This window comes from Bacillus sp. SB49, assembly GCF_000469135.2.
Taxonomy (GTDB): domain Bacteria; phylum Bacillota; class Bacilli; order Bacillales; family Halobacillaceae; genus Halobacillus.
In genome coordinates this window covers 238,572-253,779 of record NZ_CP048117.1, presented here as the reverse complement: position 1 = coordinate 253,779, position 15,208 = coordinate 238,572, and the positions used below count along the sequence as shown (strand labels likewise).

Genomic DNA, 15,208 nt, shown 5'->3' with positions numbered 1-15,208 from the left:
CCCTTCTTATGATGGAACTATCCTACCTCAGAAAAGGGTGCCTCCTATTGAAATCACTGAAACTGCTTACTGTCAGCTTTGCTGTCGGACTGTCTCTTTCCGGCTGCTCTACATTAGAGGAAGAATCAGAGACGGAACAACACACCCATGAAGAAAAAGCGATGCACGTCAACGGCGATATCCGTGAAACAACAAGTTCTGCCTCCAAGCTTCCGAATTTTTTAACAGAACAGCCCGACAACATTCAAACGATCTATGCAGCCGTACCGGCGTATCGAGGATTATTGGAATCCATGCCTTGCTACTGCGGATGTGGCGAGAGCGTCGGACATACGAGCAACTACGACTGCTTCGTCCACGCCCAAGAGGAAAACGGTTCGATAGAATGGGACAACCACGGAACGAAATGCGGTGTTTGCCTGGAGATAGCCGCCCAAGCTATCGTCGCTTCCGAAGAAGGAAAGTCTGTAAAGGAAATTCGCTCGATCATTGACGAAACCTACAACCAAGGCTACGCAGATCCAACGCCGACGCCGGATATCTAGTGCTGTCCACACTTTTCAAAGAAAAAAATCCGAACGCATCCGTGCGTTCGGATTTTTCAGGCTGTCGAGAAAGAGCGCCCGTCAATATTATAACCGTACTAGTCAGGCAATTTCCCCAAAATTCCATTCCTCTGTCATCTTTCCTTTAACAGCTTTTCTGGCTCTGTGTAATCGGGACTTAGCAGCGGAGAGGGAAATATTCAACTCTTGCGCAATCTCCCCTTCTGACATTTGCCGGGTTACATGGAGCTGAAAAACATCGCGGAGCTTCGGAGATAACAAGCTGACACGTTTCCTTATCCCCTCTTCCATTTGATGAAGGACGCAGGTATGTTCCACTTCCGAGAATGGGGATTCTTTGGAAGGCTGTGTCAATGCTTCTTCCAACGGAACCACCTGTGTACGTTTCTCTTTCCGGAGGTAATCAATAGCCTTCCGATGGGCAATCGTAGCCAACCAGGCACCTGCCTTACCTTGATCCCTGATTTCTTCCCACTTCTCATGTGCTTTCATGAAAGTCTCCTGAAGGATATCCTCCGCCGCACAAGCATCCCTGGTCACTTTCAAAGCTGTATAATAAACCCTTTGGTAAAACTGTTCATACATGTCACGGAAATCCATCCTCATGTCTCTCCCTTATTCAAAGTTTTCCTTAACAAAATCAGGAGCTTCCGCTTCCTCCATACTTAAGTACACCTTGTTTTCCGAGTCTTCCCCTTTGAGATAATAGACGAAAAGGTACCCGTTCTCTCTCCAGTTTTCGTCTGCATTCATGACAGCTTCTATTTGATCCGCACTGTTCAGGGTCATCGGAGTATATCCTTCTCCTTGAAGCGCCATTGCATAGCCTTCGAAATCGTACGTGTCATATTTATCATTTCCAAGCGGATACACTTCCACTTTATCCACCATGGATGAATCAACCATTACCTCTTCATAAAGATCTTCTTCCTTCAGCCATTCCATTGTATGTTCGTAGGAAGGATAGACACTGGTAGACAAGAAGCCTCGATTCTCCATTCCGGACACCGTAAAGTCAATATTGGTTCCAAACCCTTTCGGATCAACCATTTCTTCATAAGTAAGTCCTTCCAAGTCCTTCCGCAATGCTTCAACGAAACCACTGATTTTTTCTGGATCGTACAACCTCGGCATCTCACTGCCATTCGTTACAGGATATAGATCCACCTTCCCAATATTTGACATATCCGCTTGAAGAATTGGATAATGCATATTTTTATATTCTTCTGTTTCATACAATTCCTTCAAGCCTTCCGTAATCTCTTTTCTGTCCACGTAGTACTGGCGGAGCACTTCTTTACCATTGTCCAGTTGATAACCGATAAAGAAGTCTTCCCCGGATTTTTCAAGAGGTTCGCTTTCTGCTATTAACGATTCATGGACAGCCCTCACCTGCTCAATGGCTTCCTTCGAACGGACAAACGAGTAATTGCTTCCTTCCCGCTGGGATTCTTCATATTGGTAGTAGCCGTTTCCGAAGTACACTTTCTCCACTTCCCCGGCACTTGGAATATAGGATTCATATCCCTTCCAAAGGAATGGAATGACAGCAATCATCACCGCGGTGATCAACGCATAGCCTGCCCAGCCTTTCGCATGCTTCCAGATAAAAATTCTCCAGGTCTTTTCAATTAACATGACGATCAATAAGTATCCGATCGTTCCTCCGATAACGAACCCTGCAATCATCCAGGAATGAGAATTCTGCGTCAGGCCAAAGTACATCCCTCCAAACAATGCGGAACAGAACATTGTGCCAAACTTAAAAACAGGGTGCAGGATCGGAGACGCCAAGGCATTGGAAGCAGCTTCCAGCGGTCGCTTTTTGTACAAATACAGGGCGGCAAAATAGAAAAAGACAGCTGCTGCTCCGTATATAAGCAAGCTCATATTGGCAACCGGCAGTTCCCCTGCGACTTCTCCTTCACCAGAAACATAATAGCTTCTCTCAAAGACAACGATGTCCAAAAGCGGTGAGAACTTATCCAGCGATTCATTAAGAATGACATTTTGTGAGAAACCCTTCACGGTTGATGACAACAGGTACGAGATGAGAGCATAAAGACCTGCCGGAAGTAAAAGGAATATGTAACTTAACACTCCCTGGACAGCAGACAATCCTGTAAGCATTCCGATGAATACCGTAACGCTGAAAAACAACAGCGTTATGACAACCATTAACAGAAGCCAGTAACCCAGATTCCCCAATGTGTAATACGCACTTACATCCGCTGCAAGAGCTGTCACAAGCAGAAGAATGTAATTCAACAGAATCGGTGCAAGCAGTAAGGAGGCTCCGGAAAGGATGTGATGCATAAACAATGCGGGACGTTTTACCGGGAAGCTGTGCGCAAAGTCTGCCGCTCCTCTCACTTGTATATAGCGAAATAGAAATATGGCCATCAAAACCGGAAGAAGATAAACGAAGACGACCTGGGCTTCATACAGAAAGGCTCCTTCGAACATTCCTGTGCCGTTATAGAAGTCCGGCTCCTTCTGACTCATACTCATCCACACCTGCATCGGTCCGAAAAAGAAAAGACCGAAGAAATAGACAATAGCAATCCAGCCGACGTTCCGGTAATCCTGCTTAATAATTTCCCGGTTAAACGAGGATGTTTTCAAAGGCATATCCTGCACCTCCCATTTCGTAGATGAAGATTTCTTCCAGCGTTAAAGGCAGCCGGTCATAGATGAGCGCATGCTGCGCTCTTATCGAACGCTCGACCTCTTCTTCTTTACCGCGGACGATCAATAGATTCACACTGCCGCGCTTTTCGTGATAAAGGAGATCCAGTCCGATAGATGTAACGGAGGTTTCTTGATCGCGGAAGGCTACCTGGATTTTATGGACATCTTCTTTCAAATCATCTAAGTCTCTTTCCAGTAAAAGTTCCCCCTTATGCAGAATACCGACGTGATCACAGATATCTTCCACTTCTCTTAAATTATGAGAAGAGATAAGCACGGTCATCTGCCGCTCGGCAACGTCCTGAATGATCAAACTTCGTGCTCTCTGCCTCATCACTGCATCCAGACCATCGAACGGCTCATCGAGAATAAGCACATCGGGGTTCGAGGACATCGCCAGCCAAAACGCAACCTGTCGCTGCATTCCTTTGGAAAACCGGCTTATTTTCTTGTGCTCATCCAAAGGGAATACCTCTTTCAATGCTTCATATCGCTCTTCACTCCATGCCTTATACATGGACCGGTAGTAATTAGCCATCTGACGAGTCGTATACTGAGGATGAAAATACAAAGAGTCTGATAAGAACAAGACTTTCTGCTGTGTGTCCTCATTTTCAAACACCTGCTGTCCACCTATCTGTACAAGCCCGTCACTCTGCTTCAGTATTCCGGCCAAGATCCTCATCAGGGAGGTTTTTCCAGCTCCGTTGGACCCTAAAAGGCCGTAAATCGATCCCTCGCCTACTTGAAAAGTAACATCGTTCAAGATCTTCTCCTTTTGAAAGGATTTATGTAAACCCTTCACATTAATCATTCTGTTCACCACCCTCTACTTCACGAAGAAGGGAGGCTATTTCTTTCGGTGTCATACCGAGATACAATGCTTCTGCAAACAGCTTCTTCAACGCTTCCTTCATCTTCCTCAACTCCTCATCGTTATTTACGTTCCGCTCCGGATGGACGAAACTTCCTTTTCCCTTTAAAGAATAAATGTAGCCCTGGGATTCTAATTCCCTGTACGCCTTCTGAATGGTATTAGGATTTATCGTCAGTTGTTGAGCAAGTTCCCGTACGGAAGGAAGCTTCTCATCTCCCTTCAGGACTCCACGGATAATCAGCTGTTTCAGCTTCTCCACCAACTGTTCATAAATCGGTTTACGGCTTCGAACATCCAATTCAAACATTTATCCACCTCCATTTCTTAGGTGTATTAACTGTATTACTACTCATAATACAGTAGTATAAAGCAGAATATGTCATTTGCAAAGTGTTTTTTTGTGAAAGGTATTATCCATGGCAAGAAAGGCCGGGCAGACGCCCATAAAAAAAGATCGTGCGGAATACCGCACGATCTTCTACTAGGAAGGAAGGTCTGAATTAGGAAGAGAGTAGAAATCCCGAACCATGTTGTAATTCCCACCCATTCTCCCTACAGGTCGGAGCTTCTCCGGGTCCACTTTATCCCCTTCCATGTACACCTCCTCCTCCACGTGGTAACCAACCAATTTTCCAAGTACTAAATGACCGGCTCCTATCGTTATAATACGGTCTAATTCACATTCCATGTGGACCGGAGACTCTTTGACCCGGGGAACGCGGACCGTTTCTCCATTTTCTGCTTCCACTTCTGCCATAATGAATTCATCGACTCCGGCATCATAACTCTTGCTGCTTTCGTGCATGGCATTAGCAAGTCGTTCCGTAACGATATTAATAATGAATTGACCTGTTTCCTTAATATTTGTCAGTGTATCCTTTTCTCTTTTCCCTTCTCCAACCGAAAAACATAAAGTCACCGGATCCATAGACGCTACCGTGAAGAAACTGAAAGGCGCCAAGTTACGTCCGCCTTTGCTATTGACGGTTGATACCCAGGCAATCGGCCTTGGTACGACTGCGCCTTTAATAAGTTTGTTCATATAATGGTCCTTAAAGTCCACCTCTTTAATTAACATAATTCTTCCTCCTTGAAAAGACTTGTATAATACAATGATAAATTATATTCTAAATTTTCACACTCCTATGAATTCCTGTTATTGTTTAACAAATTAAAATAAGGGAATATATGGGTATCTATTGATATGGAGAGGAGACAAAATCTTGTTAGAGACATGGAATAGTATCAAGGCAGGAATCGCAGCCATTTCCGATTTCCTATGGACTTACCCGCTCGCGATCATCCTTATCGCCGGCGGCATTTTTCTCACTATCCGTATCCGCTTTTTTCAGTTCCGTTTTTTCGGACATATTCTTCATCAAACAATCGGACAGATTTTCAAGAAGACGAAGAAAAAGGGGACGATTACACCCTTCCAGGCATTCACTTCCGCACTCGCCTCTACGGCAGGTGCAACCAATATTGTTGGGGTACCGGTCGCGATTTCTCTCGGAGGACCCGGCGCACTGTTCTGGATGTGGGTCGTAGCTCTGATCGGAATGGCTACGAAGTACAGTGAAATCCTGATGGGAATGAAATACCGCGAAAAAAATAAAAACAACGAATGGGTAGGCGGCCCGCAATACTACATAAAGAAAGCCCTAGGATGGAAATGGGTCTCCACCGCCTTCGCCTTCTTCCTGATGATTGAGTTGATACCAAGTGCTATGGTCCAATCGAATTCGATTGCTACCCAAACGGAGGGTGCCTTTGGATGGCCCGTTTATATTACCGGTGCTGTCATGTGTGCAGCCATCGCCCTTGTAGTATTCGGCGGCATTAAGCGTATTGCCAAAGTTACGGACAAGATGGTTCCAGGTATGGTGCTGGTGTATGTAGGTATCTGTTTATATGTAATTTTTGCAAATATCGAGCAGATTCCTAACGTATTCAGCCTGATTTTCACCCATGCATTTACTCCTATTTCCGCTACCGGAGGATTCGCAGGTGCCGGAATTGCCGCAGCTCTCAGATGGGGAATTGCCCGGGGACTGTATTCCAACGAAGCAGGCCTTGGAACAGCACCAATCGCCCACGCTGCTGCTAAAACCGATCATCCATCCAAACAAGCGATGTGGGGCATGGTCAGTGTCTTCGTCGATACAATCGTTATTTGTACAATTTCGGGCTTAACCGTACTCGTAACAGGTGCATGGAGAGAAGTGGAAGGAAGCGATGCATCCAACATGATCAATGTCGCCATCGGCAGTGAATTCGGAGATGCCTTTGGAAGCAGCTTTATCAGCGTCTTCCTCATTTTCTTCGTTATTACTACGATAGGTATTCTCGTTTTCTATGGAGAGAAACAAGCGGAATATCTATACGGATTGAAAGCTGCGAAGTTTATGCGGATCGTATATATTCTCGCGGTTTTTGTCGGGGCAATAGGCGGACTGCAGTTCGTCTGGAACTTCCTGGATCTGCTTCTGGCATTTGTCCTGCTCGCCAACATCATCCCGCTGCTGTTCCTTCATAAAGAAGTGGCAGCATTAACAGACGATTACATCGACCGCGTGTATAAAAAACGCCGAAAGAAAAGAGAAGTGGAACTCTTTCACGAAGAAGACGCCAGCTGATCCTATTTCTAATAAACAAAGAAGCACCCCTTACAGGGTGCTTCTTTGTTATCTCATGAACACGTGGTTACCGATTACTGTCGTTACTTCTTTCTTACTCAAGTAATCACTTTGTGCTTTATCGGGGTTATAGAAAAAGATGGATTCGCGGTCATAACCTTGGTAATCCAACGCCTCTTCCACCGCACGCTTGGATTCTTCACCAGCAGGCTGCTCAATAGTCCCGTTCAATACCGGCGAGAACTGGTACCCATCATAGATGACGTTATACAGCGTATCCGGAAAAATATCGCTCTCGATCCGGTTCAGAACAACCGTAGCTACAGCTACCTTACCAGCATAGCTCTCCCCTTTTGCTTCTGCTTCAACAAGACGGGCCAATAAGTCTTTTTCCCCTTCGTTGAGCATCACAGGAAGCTTCAACTGCTCTCCAGGATGGATTTCGTCTCCCTTTTTATCATTCATAGCCGCCAACTGATCGGCTGAAATTCCATAATTTTGGGCAATCTTATAAATAGAATCGCCCTGCTTTACGTTATGCATCTTCACTTCGGCAGAACTCAGCTGTGGGAATGACAAAGCAAGAACGCCGACAGCGGCGATTCCAGACATCAAAACTTTCTTAAACACTATCCTTCTACCTCCTTGAATTTGATCTATTACAAGGTAACATAGAGGTCAGATGAATTCATTATTAATTCTTTCCAAGATTACCAGCCTTGTGAACCGTTGAACGCTCTATTCGAAGTCTAGGGACGGATGCTTTTGGGTAAAGAATATGGATTAGATAAAAGTAGGTGTTGTCATGTTAGATACTCACGCAAGGAAATATGTAGAACCAGTCATTAAGAAGACAGCTGAGCAGCTCATACATATGGGCCGAACCCCCAATGAAGTGACCATTGCGGCACTCGTGGCAGGCGTAGGGACAAGTGTCCTTTATGTCCTCGGGCAGCCGGTCATTGCCGTCCTTCTCTTATGGCTGTCCGGGTTTCTGGATGCCGTAGACGGAACAATGGCTCGAAGTACGAGTAGTTCGCCATTCGGCACAGTGATGGACGTAACCTTCGACCGGATTGTGGAAATCGGGATGATACTGGCTATCGCATACGTTCACCCTGAAGTCCTATGGCCGCTCCTGTTGTTAAGTGTTTCGATCATTATCTCCATGACTATCTTTCTCGTAGTTGGAGCGGTATCGGATAGATCCGGGATTAAATCATTCTACTATCAAGCAGGCTTGGCGGAGCGGACGGAAGGTTTCATCCTTTTCAGTCTCATGCTCCTCTTCCCTGACTTCCTTCTTTGGTCGACGCTCTTATTCATCGGCGTCGAACTGTTCACAGGCGGTCAACGCTTCATGGAGGCAAAAAGGATTTTAAAATAAAAAAAGGAGCCGGCTTCGAAATGCCGGCTCCTTTTTTTATATTTATCGAACGTTCATTTCAGAAGGTTTCGGACCTTTACGCTCACCACGGTCCAATTTATTAATTGCGTCCATATCTTCCGCAGTCAGCTCGAAATCGAAAACATCAAAGTTCTCTTCAATTCGGGAAGGTGTAATGGACTTTGGAATAACGATCGTATCGTTCTGCAAGTGCCAGCGGATAATAACCTGCGCCGGAGTCTTGCTGTGTTTCTCAGCAATGGCCTGTACGGAATCATTTTTCAGGATTTCTCCGCCCTGCATCAATGGACTCCATGCTTCCAGGTGAATGCCGTGTTGACGGCAGAAGTCTTTCAATTCGTTCTGTGCCAGGTAAGGATGGCATTCCACTTGGTTGACGGCAGGCTTCACTTCACATTCATCCAACAGACGCTGCAGATGTTCGATTTCGAAGTTACACACGCCGATTGCTTTCACTTTGCCGTCTTTTTGCAGTTGTTCCAGTGCTTTATACGTCTCTACATATTCATCAAATTCCGGAGTCGGCCAGTGAATCAAATAAAGATCCACGTAATCAAGACCGAGTTTATCCAGGCTTGTTTCCAGTGCTTGAATCGTATTGTCATATCCTTGGTCCGTATTCCAGACCTTGGTTGTAATGAACAGCTCGTCACGGGAAACGCCGCTTTGACGAATCGCTTCGCCGACTTGCTTCTCGTTCCCATAAATGGCAGCTGTATCGATGGAACGGTAACCCGTTTCGATCGCTTTCGTAACAGCAGGTACTGCGTCATTCTCTTCTACTTGCCAAACACCAAAGCCAAGCTGCGGCATTTCAATGGTGTTATGTAACGTAACTGTTTTCATTGTCATTCTCCTTTTCTGATCAGGGTTTCATTCACGAATATTGTAGCACACTAGTTCCGTACCCATAGATGAATCTGCTCAAACAAAAAAGCACCTGCAGGATCACGCCTTGGCAGGTACTTTCGGATAGACGATAATCATTTTGTACATAAAGAAACCGAAAATAATCAGAAATAACAGGGCACTGTAACGATCAGGCACCTCCATATATTTCAGAACAACGCTTAGAATCAATGGCAGCGTGACAGCATAAGCGGACAATTTCCAAAGCTGCTGATAAATGAGTTTTCTCGAAAGCACTCTCCTGAGCAGCATACTCGCAGCAGCCAGCAGGGAAATGCCGACCAATATGATAAAAATGATCAACAATGGGTAAAAGACTAAAAACTGAACCACATACCGCCCACGGGAAATCTCCGTCAAATTCGTTTCCATATGAACGATTGTTGCAACCATATCCGGCAGGAACAACAGGGCCAGAAGAATAAATAAATAGCCGATCGTGTGGGTGATCCCTTTTCTATTCAAGCGGAACATGGCTTCTTTCTTCGGTAAACGCAGACTGTTCATCAAGGAATCAAGGAATCCCATCGTCTCATCCCGCCTTATTCAGCGTAAATCGCCAGTTCTTCTTCAATTTTTCTGCGGATTTTATCCAATGCTTCTTCGGGTGTCTTACCGAATACCCTGTGGCCGTTGACAATGGCGTAAGGACGCACGGCGCACATACCGCAGAAAGATAGACAATCATTCATGAGTACAGCCACTTCCGGGTATTCGGACTCGATCAGACCCTCAATATCCAATTCATTGATCAAGTTCCCGTCACAAACTTCTACGACTACAATCCCCATCGTGCGTACCCCTTTCTAAGATGTTATCAAGCTAAACCTAAAATGCTTCGTGCTTCCTCTTCGTCGTGCTTCATCTGTTCGACGAGTGCATCCATTCCATTGAAATTCACTTCATCTCTGAGATGACGCAGAAATTGCACCGTAACTTCCCGACCGTACAAGTCACCGGAGAAGTCCAGCAAGTATGCTTCGACTTTATAAGAATCCCCGTTCACGGTCGGGCGGTAACCGGCACTGATTAACGTGTAGTGATACTCCGGCTTGTCCCATCCGATCTGGACCGTTCCAAGATAGACGGCCGGTTTCACATTCACGTAAGCGTCAATCCCACCTACGTTCAACGTCGGATACCCGAGCGTACGACCGAGCTGCTGGCCTTTTTCAACAACCCCTGTTACTTCAAAGGGGCGGCCGAGCATCGACTGGGCAGCTTCCATTCTGCCTCCCATCACATGATTCCGGATATCTGTACTGCTCACTTTATCCCCGTGCATCAGCACACCCGGAACGATAGAAACTCCAATGTCGATGGATGCACAGAGTTCTTTCAGCCCTTCGGCGTCCGATCCTCTGCCCTTCCCAAATCGGAAATCTTCCCCGACGACGACATGTCGGATATTTAAACGATTTAAATGTTCCAAAACAAATTCTTCCGGAGACGTTTTGGCATATTCTTTCGTAAAATGAACGTGATAGTACAGCTCGACACCATAGGCTTTGAGATAACGCTGTTTATCCATATCCGTGGACAAAGAGGCTTTAAATGCTTCATCACCGCGAAGTACCCATTTCGGATGATCAGAGAACGCATACACGGCCAGCTTCTCTCCTTCGGCTGCCAGGCTCTTCGCTTCTCTCAGCAGTGCCTGATGACCGAGATGGACGCCGTCCATTTTACCGATAATGAGTACCTTCGGTTCGGAACTTTCCGGCGGTCGTCCCGTGACTTCGATAGTTTCCATTAGCAAAGCATCCCTTCCAACTTGAATTAAACCTGTCTATTCTATATTATCTCCTTTTATTTAATCAACCAACACCTGATTTTGCAATGATTCTGCCCTTATAAAACAACCTCCCATAAAAAAACAAGCCGATTCCCCTTTTAAAAGAGAATCCGCCTGTTTTAACGTAGGACGGAAGCATAGAATTCTTCAATGATTGCTTCATCAGAATGAGGGATTTCTTCCCCTCTAACGATTTGCGCATTGTTGATACAACCGCTTGTCAGCAATACGATATCACCGCTTCCTGCAAGGGATAGAGACTTTCGAACGCCTGCTTCCCGCGTATTTGTTCTATGAATATGAACAGCTTCGGGATTGGAGAACCCCGTCATGACCTGATCGACGATAGCAGCAGGGTCATGGTATCCCGGATGATCGACCGTGACAACAATTTCATCTGCCCGTCCATCTATAGTCGCAGCCATCTTAGGCATTTTACTGAAATCACGAATTCCAATTCCTGCAATCATGACAATCAAACGTCTGTGCTCCAAGTTCTTCACTTCCTCCAACAGTCTGTCCAGCGCAACAGGAGTATGGGCGTAATCCAATATTATCGTCGGACCATCTTCTATGGGAATAACTTGAAATCGTCCTTCCGGGCCTTCCAGTAAGGGGAGCACACGAAGAATAGCTGGAAACTCGTACCCTAAATGAATAGCTGCAGCGATAGCAGACAGGACGTTTGCAACATTGTAAGAACCGTAAACAGGAACGGTAACCGTCTCGCTCATTTCTTGAAAGGACAGGCGGAACCTTGATCCTTCCTGCATCCTTTCCAATTCGGAAGCGTGAATATCTGCTTCCGCTCCGGTGATACTGTATGTCAAACGGTGCTTTCCATCCATCTCCAGCAGATCCTTTGACATGCCTTCATCATCAACATTGACAACTGTATGATCAGCTTGACGGAACAACCGGAGCTTACAGGCTTTATAATGTTCCAGTGTGTGATGATACTCCAGGTGCTCCTCCGAAAAGTTGGTGTGGATAGCTACATCAAAAACAATTCCTTCCACGCGACATTGATCGAGAGCAATGGAAGATACCTCCATTACGGCGGCTTCGTCCGCTTCGTTACGAAGATCACGGAAGATCCGGTGCAGGTCTATCGATTCAGGCGTTGTCGGTGTACTTTTCTTATATTCCAATTTCCCTCGGGATGTCCATATTCCTGTTGTACCGATCGACCCTGTCCGCATTCCAAGCAGGGTTAAGAGGGAACGGACATAAGCAGCAACCGTCGTCTTTCCATTTGTCCCCGTCACACCGATTGTCTTCAACTCTTGATCAGCGTGGTTATAAAATACTTTCGCTGCCACGGCCATAGCAGAACGAACTTCTTCCAACACCACGAAAATGACAGACGGCGCCTTTCCCTGCCACTGTTTTAACAATAAGGGGGCACTGCCTATAATCATGGAAGCTCCTGAATTCAACGCATCCTCTATATAAGCATGCCCATTAAAGTTCTCCCCTCTAATACAGAAAAAAGCCGTATTCTCCTTTACTTGCTGAGAGTGGAAAGCAAGAGAAGACACCATTGCTTCCTCCGGTCCGTACCATTCGAGTATATTTAATTGTTTGAGATGGTCCCTTCGTATAATCATCGCTTCATTTCCTCACAAAATGTTATATGCTTTATCGTCGTCTTTTCGTGTGAAAAGTATGTACAGAAGGAGCGTAGAATAAGCGGAAACCTCCCCACTATTTTCCGCGGATATAAAAATCCCGCTGCACGTCCCGGCAGCGGGTCCTGTTCAATCCTTTGTAATAAGAACGGTCAAACTGATCAATGTCACCAGGATCGTTGCACCCATATCCGACAATATAGCCACCCATAAGGTCAGCCATCCCGGGATCGTTAACAAGAGAGCGATCAACTTAAGGCCGAGAGCAATACTTATGTTCGTTTTCACGATCCGGTTCACCTTCTTGGCTATCCTGACAGCGTTCGGCAGTTTGCCTAAATGGTCCTGCATCAACACGATATCCGCTGTTTCAATAGCACTGTCCGTCCCTTTCCCCATAGCTATACCAAGATCCGAAACGGCAAGTGCAGGGGCATCATTGATACCGTCACCAACCATAGCTACTTTGCTTGACTGTTTCCAAGCCTCCACTTTCTCTACTTTATGTTCCGGCAGCAGTTCGGCATGAACATCGGTGACCCCTACTTGTGCTGCGACTTTACGGGCCGTCTGTTCATGGTCCCCTGTCAGCATGATTGTGTGTTTAATGCCTAGTTTGTGAAGCTTGCGGATAAGACTTCTGCTTTCCTCTCTGACTTCATCCGCTACACCGAACATGCCTAAAATGGATTTTTCATCAGAGATGATCACAAGCGAGTAACCGGAGCGCTTACACTCTTCTATGTCATCCTTCTGCTGCCGGGTGACATCCAGTTCCCGAAGCGTCTTTTCACTACCTACATAGTACCCCCTGCCTTCAATCATGGCATAAACGCCTTTTCCAGGAACGGCCTCTACAGAAGATGGTTCTAAACCTCGGGCTTCGCGAACCTTGGGATCGGCCAAAACGGCACGAGCAATCGGGTGCGAGGACTGCGACTCCACTGCACGGGCAATCTTATAGAAGCGTTCCTCGTCATACACCTTGACTGACTGTACCGTCGGCTCTCCTTTCGTCAGCGTTCCCGTTTTATCAAAAGCGATACTGGTGACATTTCCGAGCTGTTCCAGAATGGCTCCGCCTTTAATTAATATTCCGTTTCGGGCGTTCTTTGTTATCCCCGATAGAATGGCAATCGGGGAAGATAAAATGAGGGCACACGGACATCCTACGATCAGTACGGCCAGCCCCTGGTAGAATGCATCTCCCCAGGCAACGGAGAACAAAACAGGTGGAACAATCATCACAAGCAAAGAAACAGCCATGATCAGAGGGGTGTAATATTTTGCAAAACGATTGATGAAGAGCTCTGTGGGTGTCTTATTTTCCTGTGCTTTCTCCACCAACTGAAGAATCTTAGCTAAGGAGGACTGATCATAGCTTTTCGTGATTTCAATCATCAATGCCCCTTCATTGTTGATACTCCCGCCATAGACCAGATGGTCCGCTTCCTTCTCAACAGGCAGCGACTCACCGGTGATGGCTGCCTCGTTGACGGAGCTGTATCCGGAGAGGACCTTACCGTCAGAAGGTATTTTCTCACCGGCCTTAACAATAACCCGGTCCCCCTTTACCAAGTCTTCAATTGAAACGACCTGTTCAGAACCATCCTCCATCAACAGCGTCGCCTGTTTCGGGGCAACCTTCAGCAATTGTTCCATCGAATTTCTGGCCTTCTCCATCCCAAGGCCTTCCAGATACTCATTCAAACCAAACAGAATTGCAACAAGGGTCGCTTCCTTCCATTCTCCAATAGCAACCGCTCCGACTAAAGCGATGGTCATCAATGTATCAATGTTGAACTTCAGCTTAACCAGGTTTTGCGCTCCTTTAAAGAACGTCCTGTACCCGCTGACCGCTATGGCTGCCAAGTATAAGAAAGTCAATAGAGCAGGAGGAAGAACGCTGCCTCCGGCAAGCGCTGCCGCAAAGATGAAGCTCGAAAGGAGGACGAGGTGCAGCATGTTGGGACCGGAGGACTCCTGTTTTCCATCTTCCATCATGGACGCACCGTCCGACCGGAGTATTTTTCTGACACGATCCAAATCGACCTGTTCACTGACGACCAGCTTACTCGAATTAAATAGAAGCTGTGCATCCTGACCTTTATCCAGCTTCTTTATCTCTGCTTCCATTTCCGCGGCACAGTTGGCGCAGGATAAACCCTGCAACTTGTATTCCTTCATTATCAAACTCCCCTTTAATGGTGAAGCGCATGGTTGATCGTTTGCTGCAGGAGGTCGATCACGTGTTCATCATCATTTGAATAGAAAAGCGTAGTTCCCGATCTCCTATACTTCACCAGACGCAGATTTTTTAAAAAACGCAGTTGATGAGAAACGGTCGACTGTCTTAATTCCAATGTTTCTGCGATTTGGTTTACGGGCATTTCCTGTTCACAAAGCAGATGGAGAATGCGGATGCGGGTAGGATCAGATAACGCCTTAAACGTCTGGGAAACAACAAAAAGCGTTTCATCATCCAGTTCCTCCACCTCTTTATCAGGAGCGGTTTCTTTATTATGTTCTTTGCTCACTATTCGACACCTTCCTTATATGCGCATATATTCATATACTCATCGTATGCCGGCTCTCCATTTTTGTCAATGCGGTACGAGCCTGTTTTATAATTGCTGTTACCGGGTAAAAATAGAACAGCCCCACCTGTTCAAACAAATCATTTGTCATAGAATAG

General features: G+C 46.1%; 16 protein-coding genes. 3 read left to right on the top strand and 13 right to left on the bottom strand.

Going from position 1 to position 15,208, the window contains the following annotated elements; all coding sequences use genetic code 11:
• The first annotated feature begins 47 nt into the window (after positions 1-47).
• On the top strand, positions 48-545 hold the full coding sequence (locus M662_RS01425) for a PCYCGC motif-containing (lipo)protein (protein WP_051349010.1): 498 nt from the start codon (positions 48-50) through the stop codon (positions 543-545).
• Between the two features lie 102 nt (positions 546-647).
• Here the strand turns inward: M662_RS01425 and M662_RS01420 are convergent, their stop codons facing one another.
• The 5 genes from M662_RS01420 to M662_RS01400 form a co-directional block, all read right to left on the bottom strand.
• Complete coding sequence (locus M662_RS01420) at positions 648-1,166, bottom strand: RNA polymerase sigma factor (protein WP_026578863.1); 519 nt, start codon at positions 1,164-1,166, stop codon at positions 648-650.
• A gap of 15 nt (positions 1,167-1,181) precedes the next feature.
• On the bottom strand, positions 1,182-3,197 hold the full coding sequence (locus M662_RS01415) for a DUF6449 domain-containing protein (RefSeq protein ID WP_026578862.1): 2,016 nt from the start codon (positions 3,195-3,197) through the stop codon (positions 1,182-1,184).
• Positions 3,172-4,071, bottom strand: a complete 900-nt coding sequence (locus M662_RS01410; protein WP_026578861.1) for an ABC transporter ATP-binding protein — start codon at positions 4,069-4,071, stop codon at positions 3,172-3,174. Before M662_RS01410 ends, M662_RS01415 begins: the two co-directional genes overlap by 26 nt.
• Positions 4,064-4,441, bottom strand: coding sequence for a GntR family transcriptional regulator (locus M662_RS01405; RefSeq protein ID WP_026578860.1), 378 nt, complete (start codon positions 4,439-4,441; stop codon positions 4,064-4,066). Before M662_RS01405 ends, M662_RS01410 begins: the two co-directional genes overlap by 8 nt.
• A gap of 174 nt (positions 4,442-4,615) precedes the next feature.
• Complete coding sequence (locus M662_RS01400; RefSeq protein ID WP_026578859.1) at positions 4,616-5,212, bottom strand: flavin reductase family protein; 597 nt, start codon at positions 5,210-5,212, stop codon at positions 4,616-4,618.
• A gap of 145 nt (positions 5,213-5,357) precedes the next feature.
• On the opposite strand from M662_RS01400, the gene M662_RS01395 reads away from it, so the two are divergent.
• Entirely contained in the window at positions 5,358-6,770 is a 1,413-nt protein-coding gene (locus tag M662_RS01395; RefSeq protein WP_008634907.1) for an alanine/glycine:cation symporter family protein, read from the top strand.
• A gap of 48 nt (positions 6,771-6,818) precedes the next feature.
• Here the strand turns inward: M662_RS01395 and M662_RS01390 are convergent, their stop codons facing one another.
• A complete protein-coding gene (locus M662_RS01390) occupies positions 6,819-7,400 on the bottom strand; it encodes a cell wall hydrolase (protein WP_008634908.1) in 582 nt (193 codons plus the stop codon).
• Between the two features lie 175 nt (positions 7,401-7,575).
• Between M662_RS01390 and M662_RS01385 the strand changes: the two genes are divergently transcribed.
• Positions 7,576-8,157: a CDP-alcohol phosphatidyltransferase family protein gene (locus M662_RS01385; protein WP_026578858.1), complete on the top strand. Its 582-nt coding sequence runs from the start codon at positions 7,576-7,578 to the stop codon at positions 8,155-8,157.
• 42 nt (positions 8,158-8,199) lie between these two features.
• Here the strand turns inward: M662_RS01385 and M662_RS01380 are convergent, their stop codons facing one another.
• From M662_RS01380 to M662_RS01350, 7 genes are all read right to left on the bottom strand, one after another.
• Positions 8,200-9,024 carry an aldo/keto reductase gene (locus M662_RS01380; protein WP_026578857.1) on the bottom strand — a complete coding sequence of 275 codons (825 nt, stop codon included), beginning with the start codon at positions 9,022-9,024 and terminating at the stop codon, positions 8,200-8,202.
• A 102-nt stretch (positions 9,025-9,126) separates the two neighbouring features.
• Positions 9,127-9,615: a DUF1189 family protein gene (locus tag M662_RS01375; protein ID WP_026578856.1), complete on the bottom strand. Its 489-nt coding sequence runs from the start codon at positions 9,613-9,615 to the stop codon at positions 9,127-9,129.
• A gap of 14 nt (positions 9,616-9,629) precedes the next feature.
• On the bottom strand, positions 9,630-9,878 hold the full coding sequence (locus tag M662_RS01370) for a YuzB family protein (protein ID WP_008634912.1): 249 nt from the start codon (positions 9,876-9,878) through the stop codon (positions 9,630-9,632).
• Between the two features lie 26 nt (positions 9,879-9,904).
• Positions 9,905-10,840, bottom strand: a complete 936-nt coding sequence (gene ribF, locus M662_RS01365) for a riboflavin biosynthesis protein RibF (RefSeq protein WP_008634913.1) — start codon at positions 10,838-10,840, stop codon at positions 9,905-9,907.
• Positions 10,841-11,001: 161 nt separating this feature from the next.
• Positions 11,002-12,492, bottom strand: coding sequence for a UDP-N-acetylmuramoyl-L-alanyl-D-glutamate--2,6-diaminopimelate ligase (locus M662_RS01360; RefSeq protein ID WP_026578855.1), 1,491 nt, complete (start codon positions 12,490-12,492; stop codon positions 11,002-11,004).
• A 150-nt stretch (positions 12,493-12,642) separates the two neighbouring features.
• A complete protein-coding gene (locus M662_RS01355; RefSeq protein ID WP_026578854.1) occupies positions 12,643-14,700 on the bottom strand; it encodes a heavy metal translocating P-type ATPase in 2,058 nt (685 codons plus the stop codon).
• 14 nt (positions 14,701-14,714) lie between these two features.
• On the bottom strand, positions 14,715-15,050 hold the full coding sequence (locus M662_RS01350; RefSeq protein WP_051349006.1) for an ArsR/SmtB family transcription factor: 336 nt from the start codon (positions 15,048-15,050) through the stop codon (positions 14,715-14,717).
• Positions 15,051-15,208: the final 158 nt, after the last annotated feature.